At 54.8% G+C, this 13,106-nt stretch carries 16 protein-coding genes; 7 read left to right on the forward strand and 9 right to left on the reverse strand.

Annotated features, from left to right (window positions below):
- Positions 1-2 precede the first annotated feature (2 nt).
- Together GVO84_RS18885 and GVO84_RS18890 are read right to left on the reverse strand one after the other, a co-directional pair.
- Positions 3-956 (reverse strand): ABC transporter permease, encoded by a 954-nt coding sequence (locus tag GVO84_RS18885; protein WP_010435561.1) that lies wholly within the window; start codon positions 954-956, stop codon positions 3-5.
- A 45-nt stretch (positions 957-1,001) separates the two neighbouring features.
- Entirely contained in the window at positions 1,002-2,591 is a 1,590-nt protein-coding gene (locus GVO84_RS18890; RefSeq protein ID WP_159514895.1) for an ABC transporter substrate-binding protein, read from the reverse strand.
- A 245-nt stretch (positions 2,592-2,836) separates the two neighbouring features.
- Here GVO84_RS18890 and yghU point away from each other — a divergent pair, with 245 nt between their 5' ends.
- From yghU to GVO84_RS18910, 4 genes are all read left to right on the forward strand, one after another.
- Entirely contained in the window at positions 2,837-3,703 is an 867-nt protein-coding gene (gene yghU / locus GVO84_RS18895) for a glutathione-dependent disulfide-bond oxidoreductase (protein ID WP_159514896.1), read from the forward strand.
- Positions 3,704-3,863: 160 nt separating this feature from the next.
- Positions 3,864-4,196 (forward strand): glycine zipper domain-containing protein, encoded by a 333-nt coding sequence (locus GVO84_RS18900; protein ID WP_159514897.1) that lies wholly within the window; start codon positions 3,864-3,866, stop codon positions 4,194-4,196.
- Positions 4,197-4,389: 193 nt separating this feature from the next.
- Positions 4,390-4,722 carry a type II toxin-antitoxin system RelE/ParE family toxin gene (locus tag GVO84_RS18905; RefSeq protein ID WP_159514898.1) on the forward strand — a complete coding sequence of 111 codons (333 nt, stop codon included), beginning with the start codon at positions 4,390-4,392 and terminating at the stop codon, positions 4,720-4,722.
- 12 nt (positions 4,723-4,734) lie between these two features.
- The gene (locus tag GVO84_RS18910) at positions 4,735-5,061 is read left to right on the forward strand and encodes a DNA-binding protein (RefSeq protein WP_023333393.1); all 327 of its coding nucleotides are present in this window, start codon (positions 4,735-4,737) and stop codon (positions 5,059-5,061) included.
- Between the two features lie 44 nt (positions 5,062-5,105).
- Here GVO84_RS18910 and GVO84_RS18915 read toward each other — a convergent pair whose 3' ends face one another.
- From GVO84_RS18915 to GVO84_RS18930, 4 genes are all read right to left on the reverse strand, one after another.
- Complete coding sequence (locus tag GVO84_RS18915; protein WP_159514899.1) at positions 5,106-5,378, reverse strand: hypothetical protein; 273 nt, start codon at positions 5,376-5,378, stop codon at positions 5,106-5,108.
- Positions 5,379-5,557: 179 nt separating this feature from the next.
- Positions 5,558-6,007: a hypothetical protein gene (locus tag GVO84_RS18920; RefSeq protein ID WP_159514900.1), complete on the reverse strand. Its 450-nt coding sequence runs from the start codon at positions 6,005-6,007 to the stop codon at positions 5,558-5,560.
- 294 nt (positions 6,008-6,301) lie between these two features.
- A complete protein-coding gene (locus GVO84_RS18925; protein WP_159514901.1) occupies positions 6,302-6,556 on the reverse strand; it encodes a hypothetical protein in 255 nt (84 codons plus the stop codon).
- Positions 6,557-6,684: 128 nt separating this feature from the next.
- On the reverse strand, positions 6,685-8,232 hold the full coding sequence (locus GVO84_RS18930; RefSeq protein ID WP_121424666.1) for a methyl-accepting chemotaxis protein: 1,548 nt from the start codon (positions 8,230-8,232) through the stop codon (positions 6,685-6,687).
- Between the two features lie 219 nt (positions 8,233-8,451).
- On the opposite strand from GVO84_RS18930, the gene GVO84_RS18935 reads away from it, so the two are divergent.
- The gene (locus GVO84_RS18935; RefSeq protein WP_159514902.1) at positions 8,452-9,492 is read left to right on the forward strand and encodes an aldo/keto reductase; all 1,041 of its coding nucleotides are present in this window, start codon (positions 8,452-8,454) and stop codon (positions 9,490-9,492) included.
- Positions 9,493-9,613: 121 nt separating this feature from the next.
- On the opposite strand, the gene GVO84_RS18940 is transcribed toward GVO84_RS18935, so the two are convergent.
- Both GVO84_RS18940 and GVO84_RS18945 read right to left on the reverse strand, forming a co-directional pair.
- Positions 9,614-10,102 carry a TIGR00645 family protein gene (locus tag GVO84_RS18940; RefSeq protein WP_047347852.1) on the reverse strand — a complete coding sequence of 163 codons (489 nt, stop codon included), beginning with the start codon at positions 10,100-10,102 and terminating at the stop codon, positions 9,614-9,616.
- Positions 10,103-10,183: 81 nt separating this feature from the next.
- Positions 10,184-10,687 (reverse strand): ESA_00282 family adhesion-associated protein, encoded by a 504-nt coding sequence (locus GVO84_RS18945; protein WP_023309170.1) that lies wholly within the window; start codon positions 10,685-10,687, stop codon positions 10,184-10,186.
- 103 nt (positions 10,688-10,790) lie between these two features.
- Between GVO84_RS18945 and GVO84_RS18950 the strand changes: the two genes are divergently transcribed.
- Positions 10,791-11,195, forward strand: coding sequence for a hypothetical protein (locus GVO84_RS18950; RefSeq protein WP_032659974.1), 405 nt, complete (start codon positions 10,791-10,793; stop codon positions 11,193-11,195).
- Entirely contained in the window at positions 11,176-11,646 is a 471-nt protein-coding gene (locus GVO84_RS18955) for a cytoplasmic protein (RefSeq protein ID WP_201283100.1), read from the forward strand. Before GVO84_RS18950 ends, GVO84_RS18955 begins: the two co-directional genes overlap by 20 nt.
- Here the strand turns inward: GVO84_RS18955 and GVO84_RS18960 are convergent.
- Entirely contained in the window at positions 11,643-13,094 is a 1,452-nt protein-coding gene (locus GVO84_RS18960) for a methyl-accepting chemotaxis protein (protein ID WP_159514904.1), read from the reverse strand. The genes GVO84_RS18955 and GVO84_RS18960 overlap by 4 nt on opposite strands.
- Positions 13,095-13,106 lie beyond the last annotated feature (12 nt).

Below are 13,106 nucleotides of genomic sequence, written 5' to 3' on the forward strand. Positions count from 1 at the left end.
GGCTACCTCAGCGTACGAATGCGGGGATCGGCGAAGCGATAAAGCACGTCGGCGATCAGGTTACCGACGATCAGCATCATCGACGAAAGCATGATGATCGCCATGATCAGCGGGTAGTCCAGCGAGGCGATCGACTGGATCCCGAGCAGCCCCATCCCCGGCCAGGAGAAGACGCTCTCGGTTACATAGGCCCCCACAATCAGCTCGCCGAACGACAGGCCGAACAGGGTAATCACCGGCAGCAGCACGTTTTTCAGCACATGGCGGAACAGAATACTGGAACGCGTGGCGCCGTAGGCAAGCTGGGTTTGCACGTAGTCGGCCGAGAGCTGCGAGATGGTGTTGGAGCGGATGTAGCGCACATAGCTGGAGAGGTTGTAGAACGTGAGGGCAATACACGGCAGCACGCCGTGACGCAGCAGATCCAGCCCGTTGTCCTCCATGCCGATGGTGCGCATCCCCATGCTGGGGAACCAGTTAAGCTGCACGGCAAAAACGGTGATGAGCAGAATGCCGAACCAGAATATCGGTACCGAGATGCCGATATAGGCGAACAGGTTCAGCAGGTGATCCAGCCAGCGGTGCTTAAAGGCCCCCGCCAGCAGGCCCAGCGGGATCGCCAGCACGATCGCCATCAGCAGCGACGCGCCCATCAGCCCCAGCGTGGCCGGAATGCGTTCGCCGATCATTTCCAGCACCGGGCGGTGGTAAATCAGCGAATAGCCGAGATCGCCCTGCAGGACGTTTTTCAGCCACAGGACGTACTGCGTGACCAGCGGCTTATCCAGCCCCAGGCTCTGGCGAATACGTTCGATATCTTCCGGGGCCATGCGCGGCGTAATGTACGCCGCCACCGGATCGCCGGGCGCGAGTTTGACCAGCAAAAACGCCACCAGTGAAATAAAGAACAGCATCGGCAGCAGCTGCAGCAGCCGACGCGTGAGAAGTGTGTTCACGACGTGCCCTTACAAAAGCTCCGGCCTGACGGCCGGGGCAATCACTTATTTCTGATAGATTTTTGACAGATCCTGGAACAGATAGACCGGTTTCGGCTCTGCCTCCTGGGTGCCGCCGAAGCGCTTGTCCACCGCGACGGTCGCATTGGTGTAGGCAATCGGGTAGTAGGTCATGTCGTTCGCCACGGTCTGCTGAATTTGCTTGTAGATATCGGCACGTTTCGCAGCGTCGGTTTCCACCGCGCCTTTATCCCACAGGGCATCAAACTGCGGATTTTTGTAGTGCGCGTAGTTATAGGCTTCGTTGCTCATGAACAGCGATTTGTAACCGTCCGGCTCTGAGCCCATGATGTAGCCGCCCAGGTTCAGCTCCCACGCGGTATTGTTCATATCGAGGCTGCGCTGAGACATGGCGTTGGAGTCCAGCGGCATCAGCTCCACGTTCACCCCAATGCCCTTCAGCGCCTGCTGAATGTAGAGCGCCATGCTCTCCTGGGTTTTGTTGGTGTTCACATACGCCAGGCGCAGCTTGAGGTTGTCCGGCGCGCCGGACGTCTTCAGCAGGTCTTTGGCTTTTTGCAGATCGAATTTGTACTGTTCAACGTCATCCGTCTTGTAAAGCGTATCTGGCGTCAGGAACGAGGTCGCCGGTTTAGCGTAGTCCAGCGAGGTAAACGCGGTCTGGGTTAGCTCGTCTTTGTTGATGGCATACGCGATAGCCTGACGCAGCGCTTTGCTCTTCATCACCGGCACGTTCTGGTTGAACGTCATATAGGCCAGACGGCCTTCCGGATAGACCACGAAGTCAAACTTACCGGTATTTTTCAGGCGGTTTACATCCTGCGGGTCAACCATCTTGAGGTTGATTTCACCGTTTTGCAGCGCCAGGTTGGCGGCGTTGCTGTCTTTGGCGAAACGGTAGGTGACTGAATCAAGCTTCGCTTTGCCGTTCCAGTAATCGTCAAAACGGGTCAGGGCGTAATACTGCCCGGCGCGATACTCTTTAAACTTGAACGGCCCGGAGCCTACCGGCGCATCGTTTTTGGTGCTCTTTTCCAGGTCGCCTTCACCGGCGAACACGTGCTGCGGGATCGGGTAGATCTGTACCAGCGTGCCGGTAAAGGCTGCGCTGACCTGCGGTAACGTGAACTTAACGGTGCGCTCATCAACCTTGCTCACCTCAACAGGCTTGCCGCCGTAGGTAAACATGCTGCGGAAGAAGCTGTGCTGCTTGGCATCCAGCAGCTTATTGAAGGTGAAGACCACGTCGTCCGCCGTCAGCGGCTGGCCGTCCTGCCATTTGAGGTTGGGTTTTAACGTCAGGGTATAGCTCAGGTTGTCGGCGGAGGGCGTCAGGCTTTCCGCCAGGCCCCACTCAATGTTGCCGTTATTAAAGCTGTACAGCGGGGCATAGAGCGCCTGCATGATCGTTAACGTCGTACGGTCACTGGCATAGAGCGGATTAACGGCTAACGGGTCGCCGGAGGTAATCCCGATAATCAGCGAACCGCCCTCTTTTGGCGCGTCGCTTTTTGCCGCAGCCGCACTGTTTGTCTCTTTATTTTTCGCATCATCACAGCCAGCCAGGCCTAACGCGAGCGAAACCACCACTGCCGAAAACAGAAGCTTGCGCATCTCACTAACTCCTTGCCTTATAAAGTGTTTATTACTGCATCTTTTATTTATGTTGAAGCATCATATTCAGCTTTATCGGTTTACGCATTAATTATGAAAATGCGATTTTCGATTAAGCTTATGCCGGATTTGATATATATAAGCGCCGGAAGGAATAGCGGCAGATCGATTACGCTCAGTTCGTTAAACGCTTCACAAATCTCCTGCTACACTGCCTCAACACATCACTCAAAAGGCAGGCCAACATGTCAGACAACACGTATCAGCCACCAAAAGTGTGGGAATGGAAAAAGAACGGCGGCGGCGCGTTCGCCAACATCAACCGCCCGATCTCCGGCGCAACGCATGAGAAAGAGCTGCCCGTGGGCTCCCACCCGCTGCAGCTCTACTCTCTGGGGACACCGAACGGTCAGAAAGTGACGATCATGCTCGAAGAGCTGCTGGCGCTGGGCGTGACGGGCGCGGAGTATGACGCCTGGTTGATCCGCATTGGCGAGGGCGATCAGTTCTCCAGCGGGTTTGTAGACGTGAACCCGAACTCGAAAATACCGGCGCTTCGTGATCACTCCACGAACCCGCCAACGCGCGTATTTGAATCCGGCAATATCCTGCTCTATCTGGCAGAGAAATTCGGTCACTTCCTGCCGAAGGATCCGGCGGGACGCACCGAGACGCTGAACTGGCTGTTCTGGCTGCAGGGCGCGGCGCCGTTCCTCGGCGGCGGTTTTGGCCACTTCTACAACTATGCCCCGGTAAAAATTGAGTACGCGATTGACCGCTTCACCATGGAAGCCAAGCGCCTGTTCGACGTGCTGGATAAACAGCTGGCGCGCGGTCGCTACGTGGCGGGTGAAGAGTACACCATCGCGGATATCGCCATCTGGCCGTGGTTCGGCTGCGTGGCGCTGGGTAGCGTCTATAACGCCGCCGAGTTCCTGGATGCAGAGAAGTACGCTAACGTGCAGCGCTGGGCGAAAGACGTGGCGAACCGCCATGCCGTTAAGCGCGGACGCATCGTTAACCGCACCAGCGGCGAGCTGAACGAGCAGCTTCACGAACGCCACGCGGCGAGCGACTTCGAGACGAATACCGAAGACAAACGTCAGGCGTGACGACTGACCGGGCGGTTCGCCGCCCGGCAGCAAAGATCCTTATCCAGGGCATGATTAGCTTAAAGGTTGAGTCGGTATTGCTGGCACTATCTGGACGTTTTTCTAGCGTCAGAGAGTGAGAAATGACGTCTCAACCGACAGCAGTCACAAAGGATCTGTTATGAAACTTATTAAAACAACGCTGGTTATCAGCGCCCTCATTTTTTCCACCTCTGGAATGGCCATCGACAAGACCGCCGCTGGCGCGGTAGCAGGGGCTGCCATTGGCGCGGCCACGGGCAAAGATCTGAAATCGACCGTTGGCGGTGCCGTCGTGGGCGCAGGCACCGGTGCCATGTTCAAAAACGGTGAGAAAGGCAAAGCCGCGCGTAAAGGTGGTGCGGTAGGTGCTGCAGTGGGCGCAGGTGCCGCGGCGGTTACCGGCAAGAGCGTGCTGAAAGGTGCGGCCGTTGGTGCCGGTTCAGGCGCGCTGATTGGTGAAGCGACACACTGATAAATACAGCCGGGCAGCGCTCTGCGAGCCCGGCCTCGTTGTTATGCAGTAATCCCTCCGCACAAGGTCTCAAATTTTTGCGATCCGCTTTCAGAAATCACATCTTCCCCACTGTCACAACCCTGTGAACAGTTGCCTGTCGTAGCCTGAAGATTACAATGCATTTGCTTATCGTAAACTACAGGCTACAATAATGGCTAAGGTTAAACACTACGTCACAGCTGACGGGTACGACCCTTTTGATGCATATCTGAGAAGTGTGAAAGATCCCATAGCAAAGGCCATGATTGCTACGCGTGTCGCCAGAATGTCAACGGGTAACTATGGTGATTGCAAGCCATGCAGAGAGAGCGTTTCAGAGCTCAGAATTAACCAGGGGCCGGGTTACCGTGTCTATTTCAGCGAAGTCTCCGATCCGGCAGATGGCGCAGTGAGTCTGGTGTTATTGACTGGAACGAAAAAAAAGCAAAATGCAGATATTGAAAGGGCCGTTGAGTACCTCAACGACTATAAGCGAAGAATATAAGAGGAAATCGCAATGGCTAAATCAGTACTACATGATGACGCAATGGTACAGCTCCTGAAAGATTCTCCGGATTTCGCGCCCGTATATCTTCATCAGGCTTTCATTGAAATTGACGAGCCTGGAGGCTATGAGGCGTTCATGCTGGCTTTACGGCATGTCATTGAAGCCTCTGGCGGGATGACCGTCATCGCAAAACGTGCAGGTATTTCCCGCGAATCACTCTACAAATCACTTTCACCAAACGGTAACCCCTCATTTAAGCGTATCGCAGAAGTGGCATCTGCAACGGGAAACCCGATTTCCCGAATTGCAACAGCAGGATTAAACGCAACAGCGTGAGAGGTGCTTCAAAATAGGCCCGGATGTGCTACCCGGGCGAAGCATCAATGATGATCGTCGTACTGATGCTCAATCACCATCCCTTCCGCCACGCTCGCCACATGGCGCGCACGCGGGTGATATACCGGAGCTGGCGCGGTATAGACAGTTTGTGACGGTGCTGGCGCGACGGTTACCGCCTGCGGAACCGTGGTGGATGACGGGACAATCACTACTTTATAACCGCTCGGGACATCCACGGTGACGCTTTGCGCCATTGCTGAATTGACCATAGCCAACCCTGCCATGGCGGCCAATACAATATAGAGCTTTTTCATAGACTGAATTATTTCCGAGAAAATAAGAACATTAATTATGTCGGGAGGAGCTTAAGGCTATATTACTTCCCATTGCCTTTACGGTGCAGAAAATGCCAAATATATTGTTACATTAACACATGAAAATAATAACGCAGGCCGGGCAAGGCGTAGCCGCCACCCGGCAACATAAAACAATATTAATTAATCGCGATTTGACCTTCCGGCGTATTTATCCAGCGCGGCGCTTTCAGCGTATCGGCGTAATATCCCACCAGTTCACACAGTAAATCCTCTATCACGCGCGCCATCTCCTCTGGCAGGGCGCGGCCGATCAGCAACTGGGTTAAGGCCTGGCAGTATTGCCCAAGTTGATCGCTCTCCGGTTCGAAAGCTGGCAGCCGTGCGGGAAGATCGTTCACGATAAAATGCGGGATCAAATGCGCCGGAACAGGTTCATGGAGCGTGGATTGCAGCAGTGCCAGACAGGTGGAGAGACGCCCGCATAACGCCAGCTTCTCGGTGATGTCGTCACACTCGACCAGAGAATAAGCGTAGTGCTCGCAGTTGTCCGCCAGCTCGGTGAAATCGGTGGTATGAGAAAACGGCGTGGTAAATAACGCGTGTGTCTGGGTTGGGGTTGTAGCCATGATGGCAGCCTCCGATAAATGGTTTAAAACCCACCGTCAGAGGTTCCAATCTCATGGCGGTGGACTGTGCGAGGTTGGAACTACCGGCTTTATCGGATACCGGCGCATCTTACGATGCCCCCGCCAGCCCACCATTGAGGTGCAGCAAAGCGTACGACATAAAGTTTCTCATGTCGCCGATAAAGTCACTCAGGGTTCCAATCCCGACGCCTGATTTTGCAGGCGCGGCAAGAAGATACTGCGATTAGCGCGAGGCGACAAGGGGCATTCCCGGAAGCCGTCTCGCAAATCTGATTAATACTTAATGTCCCGCGCTTTTTGTCTTCCGGACTGTTTCATCTGACGCTTGTCCTGACGGCAGTCGTGATTACTCTGGTTATTGTTCGCCACACAGGCCTGCTTCACCTGCCGTGACGCGTCGCGGGTTTCCTGCCTGACATCACGCGCCACGCGCCGTTCCTGCGCCTGCTGGGTCGCACTGGCAAAAACCGAGAACAGCATCAGAAAAATGAAAGAGAGAACAGGGACGACGGATAACGAGCTGTTCATAGCAACACCTCATAGAAGAGAGCCCAGAACGTCAGGGGGGTTAGCAAAAGAATAGCAGTTTCAGCGCGCGCTGAAGGGGGAAGGCGTTAATAATGCAAGGCCGCACAAGTCGGCCTTGCAACGTTGCGTTATGCCGTCAGGCGGAACTTTTGCACCGATCGCTGAAGATCTTCGGTCTGACGCTCCAGCGCCGCCGCCGCCGCGGAAACCTCTTCAACCAGCGAGGCGTTTTGCTGGGTGACGCCGTCCATCTGGGTAATGGCAATCCCGACCTGCGAAATGCCCTTGCTTTGCTCTTCGGAGGCGGAAGCGATTTGCTTCATGATGGTCGTCACCTCCGTCACGTCACGCAAAATCGCATCCATGGTGGTGCCGGTGTCGCTCACCAGCTGCGCCCCCTGCTCTACGCGGGAAACGGAGTCGGTAATCAGTCCCTCAATCTCTTTGGCCGCGTTGGCGCTGCGGCTTGCCAGGTTGCGAACTTCACCTGCCACCACGGCGAAACCACGCCCCTGTTCACCCGCGCGCGCCGCTTCAACCGCCGCATTGAGTGCCAGGATATTGGTCTGGAAGGCAATGCTGTTGATCACGTTGGTGATTTCAGCAATTTTCTTCGAGCTTTCCGAAATCCCGCTCATGGTAGTTACCACCTCTTCCACCAGCGAGCCGCCGCGGCTGGCGGTGGTTGAGGCCACATCGGCCAGCTGGCTGGCCTGACGCGCGCTTTCCGCGTTCAGTTTCACCGTGGCGGTCAGCTGTTCCATGCTGGCTGCCGTCTCTTCCAGCGCAGCCGCCTGCTCTTCGGTACGGGAAGAGAGATCGTTGTTACCGCTGGAAATTTCCGTCGCGCCGCGCCAGATATTTTCACTGCCGGAGCGAATCGTGCTGACCGCTTCGCGCAGGCTGTCCTGCATGGCGCTCAGCAGCGGCACCAGTTGCCCCACGCAGTTGCGGCCAAACGGCTCAATGGGCTGGCTGAGATCGCCCTGGGCAATCTGGCGGAACTGCTGGCGAATGCGGTCCAGCGGTTTGACCAGCATCGCCACCAGATAGCGGTCGGTGAAGAGCAGGATCAGCAGGCCGATAATCGTGGCGACGATTATCACCGTGCGGGTCATGCTGGTCAGGCCGTCCACCACCACGCGGGTGCTGTCGAGCGACTTCGCGGCAGCATTGTTAAATTCCTCAGCGGCCGCGCCGAATGCCCGGCTCAGCGGTGGCGTGACGTTGTTGGCCTGCTGACGATACCCTTCCAGAGACTCCAGCTTTGCCTGCTGCATTTGCGGCGTGACGCCCTGTTCGAGCAGCGCCTGCCAGGTGCCGATCACCCGGGAAGAGACCTGCTCATCCATTGGGCCAGGGGAAATGGCTTTCATCTCGGCCAGTTTCTTGCCCATGTTATCCAGCGCCTGTTGGGCAGAGGCCAAATCCGGCGTGCCGCCTGCGGCTTTAACTTCCATTGCGCGGCTCAGACGGGTCACAAAGCGGAAATACTGATCGTTGCCCTGGCTGAGTACCGTCATCTGTTTAACCAGCTGGCGATCGACTTCATTGCCATCCGTTACGCGAGAAAGGGACCAGGTGCTGTACAAGCCAACACCCGCCCACATTAAACAAAAGATCCCGAGAATCGTCAGCATGACGAAGCGGATCGTGAAATTACGGAGCATATTCATAAGTCTTCCTTGCCGTGAGGGTGAGTTCGCCCAGAGGCGAGTACTACTCTCGTTATCGGCAGGAACGAGGGAAATTATAACGTTTTGTGATCATTTTTAATTAGCGTGGCTTCACTGGTCGCACAGCCGCCGTTAACCATTATCTTCGCTCTTTGTGATGTGATAAGTTCAGAATGAAAACGACGTTTCAAAAAATTATCGATAAGAAAAGGAGACATCATGTCCTGGTACCCTGACGCTACCCGCTATGAACATATGCAGTACCGCTACTGTGGAAAGAGCGGTCTGCGCCTGCCCGCCCTGTCACTGGGACTGTGGCATAGCTTCGGCCACGTCCAGCCTCTTGATGCCCAGCGCGCACTGCTGCGAAAAGCCTTCGACCTCGGCATCACCCATTTCGATCTCGCCAATAATTACGGCCCGCCGGCGGGCAGCGCGGAAGAGAATTTTGGCCGCCTGCTGCGTGAGGACTTTGCCGCGTACCGCGACGAGCTGATTATCTCCACCAAGGCGGGTTACGACATGTGGCCAGGGCCGTACGGTTCGGGCGGTTCACGCAAATATCTGCTCGCCAGCCTCGACCAGAGCCTGAAGCGTCTGGGCGTCGAGTACGTGGATATTTTCTACTCCCACCGCGTGGATGAAAACACGCCGATGGAAGAGACGGCCGCTGCGCTGGCCCACGCCGTGCAGAGCGGAAAAGCGCTGTATGTGGGCATTTCCTCCTACTCAACCGATCGCACACAAAAAATGACCGAGCTGTTGCGCGAGTGGAAGATCCCGCTGCTGATCCACCAGCCGTCCTATAACCTGCTTAACCGCTGGGTCGATAAGACCGGCTTGCTGGATGCGCTGGAAGCAAACGGTACGGGGTGTATTGCCTTTACCCCGCTGGCGCAGGGTCTGCTAACCGGAAAATACCTGAACGGTATTCCTGAGGGTTCCCGCATGCAGCGCGAAGGGAATAAAGCGCGCGGCCTGACGCAGAAGATGCTGACCGACGCCAACCTGAGCAGCCTGCGTTTACTGAATGAGATGGCACATGCCCGTGGTCAAACCATGGCGCAGATGGCGCTAAGCTGGCTGCTGAAAGATGCGCGCGTGACGTCCGTGCTGATTGGCGCAAGCCGCCCGGAACAGCTGGAAGAGAATGTTCAGGCGCTGGAAAACCTGCGCTTTACGGAAGACGAACTCAAGCGGATTGACCAGCATGTTGCGGATGGGGAGTTGAATCTGTGGCAGGCGTCGTCGGATAAATAGTGCGGTCTGATGCCCTCACCCCTCACCCCGCCCTCTCCCCAAAGGGGAGAGGGAGAAAGGCCGCACCGAGCAGTCCCCTCTCCCCTTTGGGGAGAGGGTTAGGGTGAGGGGTAAGTGTACTTTACTTCTTACTGATCTTATCCAGATACCCCATCACAAACGCAGACAGCACAAACGTCAGGTGGATGATGACGTACCACATCAGTTTGTTATCCGGCACGTTCTTCGCGTCCATAAACACGCGCAACAGGTGGATAGAGGAGATCGCCACAATCGACGCGGCCACCTTATTCTTCAGCGACGAAGCATCCATTTTGCCCAGCCAGCTGAGCTTCTCTTTACGCTCGTCGATATCAAGCTGGGAGACAAAATTCTCGTAACCGGAGAACATCACCATCACCAGCAGCCCGCCCACCAGGGTCATATCCACCAGCGACAGCAGAACCAGAATCAAATCCGCTTCGGCAATGGAAAAAATGTTCGGCAGAACATGCCAGATTTCCTGAAAGAACTTAATCGTCAGCGCGACAAGTGCCAGCGAAAGGCCAAAATAGACGGGGGCCAGTATCCAGCGAGAGGCGTACATGGCATTTTCAAAAAAGCGTTCCATAAAGTCCTGTTTGCAAAAGAAACCAGCGCCCAGTATATCTCAACGGCGCTGACTGTTTGCAATAACTCAACGGTACGTCACTCAGACGTTGTCCGGGTTAACCTCGGGACGTGCGTACTCCGGCCAGACAAGCGCCACCAGCTCAGGATAGGCTTCCAGGCTGAACTCGCGAAAACACTGCCGCAAATTTAATACGTCCAGATCGGAATAAGAGACCTTCTCGCCGTTAAGGCAGCGCTTTTTGATATTGTCATAATATTTATATACCGCTGAATTCAGGTCGCTACAGCGACGCTGCGCCTCAAACAGTCCGGGCGTGTCATTAATTTCCGACATTTTCATGCGTTTAATTGTCGCGTGTAAAAAGTCGATATATTCGTGGTTCACCCGCCAGTACCAGACAGGCGTAACGGAGTTCATCAATACAGAGAAATGGTCTTCACCTTCCTCTTTTGTCATCAGTTCAGGTTGCGGGGGTTCACTGGTGTCTTTCGACACTTTCGTTTTATTGAACTCCTGCATCAATAAAAGAACACCAGCGGTCAGTAATAGTAATGTGATGACCGTAAAAAAGATGCTGTTCATGGGTTGGCTCCATTTTTTTTGATTTTAAAATTGCCTCATGATATTGTCAACGAATCTCACGCCTTTACCAACCCCACCCTGTTGAAATTAAAGGAAATTAAAAATGCTGCCCGACTATCTCGTCCCGGCTAAGTACCACATCACGCCTGTGGAACAGCAACCGACGGAAGCAGAAAAAGAGGCCAGTTTCACTCAGGGGAAAAGAAAGCTCTCTGATTTCGAGCCCGATATATTAATTGGTGTTTCCCGAACTGGCAAATCCCGAAATATGTTGCTGGAAGAGCACGATCGCCATATAAAAGACCGCTTATTTCGCGCCATAAAAATCGAAGCCTTTGTCCACCTGCTGAATGACCTGCAGGCCGAAGGTGAAATAGATGCCCAGAAACTAAGTCAAATAATAGCCGAAAAAACCGAAGAAATTAATGAGGCGGGCAATGAAATTTGGCTTAACTTAATTACACGCGAGAAAAACAACCCAATTTTTTATAGCCTGGGGGAAGATTAACGTGAAAAAAGAAGTTAAAAATAACGACGTTTATTTGACTTTAGATGATAAAAAAAGTGATGAATTTATCTTAAAGCAAAATCTCGACGCACTAAGAAACACAAAAAATGACGAGATGACGCGTATTACACAAGACCTGGTATCGATCCCGGCGACGCTGGTTCGTCTGAAATGGCAGAATCGCCGCGATATTTATCCGCTACAGGTCAAAGAAGAAATTTACGGTGCCGTGATGAACGCCATCATTGAACAGCGGCCAGAGCTGAAAGAGAAGCTTCTCGGACGTCTTGAGGCCAATTATCAGTATCTGCTTGCCAGAGAAATTGCCACCCTGCGCCTGACGCGCAAGCTGTCAGACGGTGAGTACCGTACTTCAAACGTCACCTGCGTTGCGCTGGATGAGGACGCGCTGGCGTCTGGCACCAGCGCCCCCGCCGAACCGAAAAGCTAGTTAAATCTGAATACGGCAATCGCCTCTTTTAACTGACCCGTCTGCTGCCGCTGCGCGTCGGCCACCTGCAATGTTTGCGCAACGTGACGCACATTCTCCTGCACGCTGGCATCGATGCTGGCAATGCTATCGTTCATCTGCGCAATGCTTGCCCGCTGCTGCTCGCTCATCTGCGACAGCTCTTCCAGCAGAGAGCGAAGCCCTTCGATACTCTCAATAATCGACTTCATTGTCATACCGGCGTGCTCAACCTGTTCGACGCCCTGCAGCGTGGTCGCCTGCGATGTGGTCAGAAGCTGGCGGATATCTTTTGCTGCCCCCTCGCTGCGCTGGGCCAATACACGCACTTCTGAGGCAACCACAGCAAAGCCTTTACCATGTTCGCCCGCTCTTGCAGCCTCGACCGAGGCGTTGAGCGACAGAATATTTGTCTGGAACGCAATCCCGTCAATCAGCTCCAGAATGGCGTAAATACGCTGCGACTCCTCGCGAATGTGCTCCATCGCCGCAATCGCCTGCCGTACGTTATGGCCCCCCTGCTCCGCCACGTTACTGGTGCTGAACGCCACCTCCCTGACCTGACTGGCTTTTTCACTGGTCAGGGTAGCGACGGCCCTTAACTGTTCCATCGCACTGGCCGCCGTTGCCAGCGAACTTGCCTGGTGATCGGTACGTTCCGACAGCGCGCTGTTGCGCTGTCCTAACGCGCGGGATGCCTCCAGCAGTTGCCCAATATTGGCGCTGACCTGCTCAAGCGTGGCGCGCATGGTGCCAAGCGTCAGGCTGAACGTGCGGGCAAAAGGAGACTCTGCAGGCACCGCATCGACGGCAAGCGTGAGGTACCCAGGTTCGCGGTTAATCACGCCCGCCAGTCCTGCCACCTCGCTCGCAGAGCGGGCGTCCTGCTCCATTCGTATCGCCAGCAGGACCAGGATCGCGGTCTGGACCACCACAAACAGACCATGAAAAACCACCATATGAAAGCCGGTGTGCATGAACACCACAACGCCATAAAGGTCATTCTCCTGCAGATAGTTAAACACCAGATGATGTAACGCGATGACCGCCGCCCCCATCACCAGGGGCCGCCAGTCTCGCCAGGCAAGCAGCGCGGAAAGCAGGACGAAAACTGAGAAATGGTATTCGGTTTCACCCTCGCCCAGATGAATGAGCAACGCGGAAAAGGCCATTAGCACAAAAGCAGAGCTCAGGCGGAGCAGCAGCGCGCCGGGAAACAGCAGCGTCAGCAGCGTCGATAGACTGGCCAGAGAGGTACCGACAATAGCCCCCTGCACAATATTGTCGTTCATATATCCGACACCCAGCGAGATCCCCCACAGCGACCAGATAAGCACCAGAATGAGCCTGTCGGCGCGTCGTCGAATTGCGGAAAGCGAAAACTGGTCGTTTTGAGGCGCGTGCTGATACAGCCATGTCATCGTAGCCATAGGGAGTCTCTT

The sequence above is a fragment of the Enterobacter sp. SM3 genome (assembly GCF_009811935.2).
Lineage (GTDB): Bacteria > Pseudomonadota > Gammaproteobacteria > Enterobacterales > Enterobacteriaceae > Enterobacter > Enterobacter asburiae_D.

Bases quoted from the DNA above. Each gene is read 5' to 3' on its own strand.
- GVO84_RS18890 (WP_159514895.1), bottom strand. From the start codon at position 2,591: ATGCGCAAGCTTCTGTTTTCGGCAGTGGTGGTTTCGCTCGCGTTAGGC.
- yghU (WP_159514896.1), top strand. From the start codon at position 2,837: ATGTCAGACAACACGTATCAGCCACCAAAAGTGTGGGAATGGAAAAAG.
- GVO84_RS18900 (WP_159514897.1), top strand. From the start codon at position 3,864: ATGAAACTTATTAAAACAACGCTGGTTATCAGCGCCCTCATTTTTTCC.
- GVO84_RS18905 (WP_159514898.1), top strand. From the start codon at position 4,390: ATGGCTAAGGTTAAACACTACGTCACAGCTGACGGGTACGACCCTTTT.
- GVO84_RS18910 (WP_023333393.1), top strand. From the start codon at position 4,735: ATGGCTAAATCAGTACTACATGATGACGCAATGGTACAGCTCCTGAAA.
- GVO84_RS18915 (WP_159514899.1), bottom strand. From the start codon at position 5,378: ATGAAAAAGCTCTATATTGTATTGGCCGCCATGGCAGGGTTGGCTATG.
- GVO84_RS18920 (WP_159514900.1), bottom strand. From the start codon at position 6,007: ATGGCTACAACCCCAACCCAGACACACGCGTTATTTACCACGCCGTTT.
- GVO84_RS18925 (WP_159514901.1), bottom strand. From the start codon at position 6,556: ATGAACAGCTCGTTATCCGTCGTCCCTGTTCTCTCTTTCATTTTTCTG.
- GVO84_RS18930 (WP_121424666.1), bottom strand. From the start codon at position 8,232: ATGAATATGCTCCGTAATTTCACGATCCGCTTCGTCATGCTGACGATT.
- GVO84_RS18935 (WP_159514902.1), top strand. From the start codon at position 8,452: ATGTCCTGGTACCCTGACGCTACCCGCTATGAACATATGCAGTACCGC.
- GVO84_RS18940 (WP_047347852.1), bottom strand. From the start codon at position 10,102: ATGGAACGCTTTTTTGAAAATGCCATGTACGCCTCTCGCTGGATACTG.
- GVO84_RS18945 (WP_023309170.1), bottom strand. From the start codon at position 10,687: ATGAACAGCATCTTTTTTACGGTCATCACATTACTATTACTGACCGCT.
- GVO84_RS18950 (WP_032659974.1), top strand. From the start codon at position 10,791: ATGCTGCCCGACTATCTCGTCCCGGCTAAGTACCACATCACGCCTGTG.
- GVO84_RS18960 (WP_159514904.1), bottom strand. From the start codon at position 13,094: ATGGCTACGATGACATGGCTGTATCAGCACGCGCCTCAAAACGACCAG.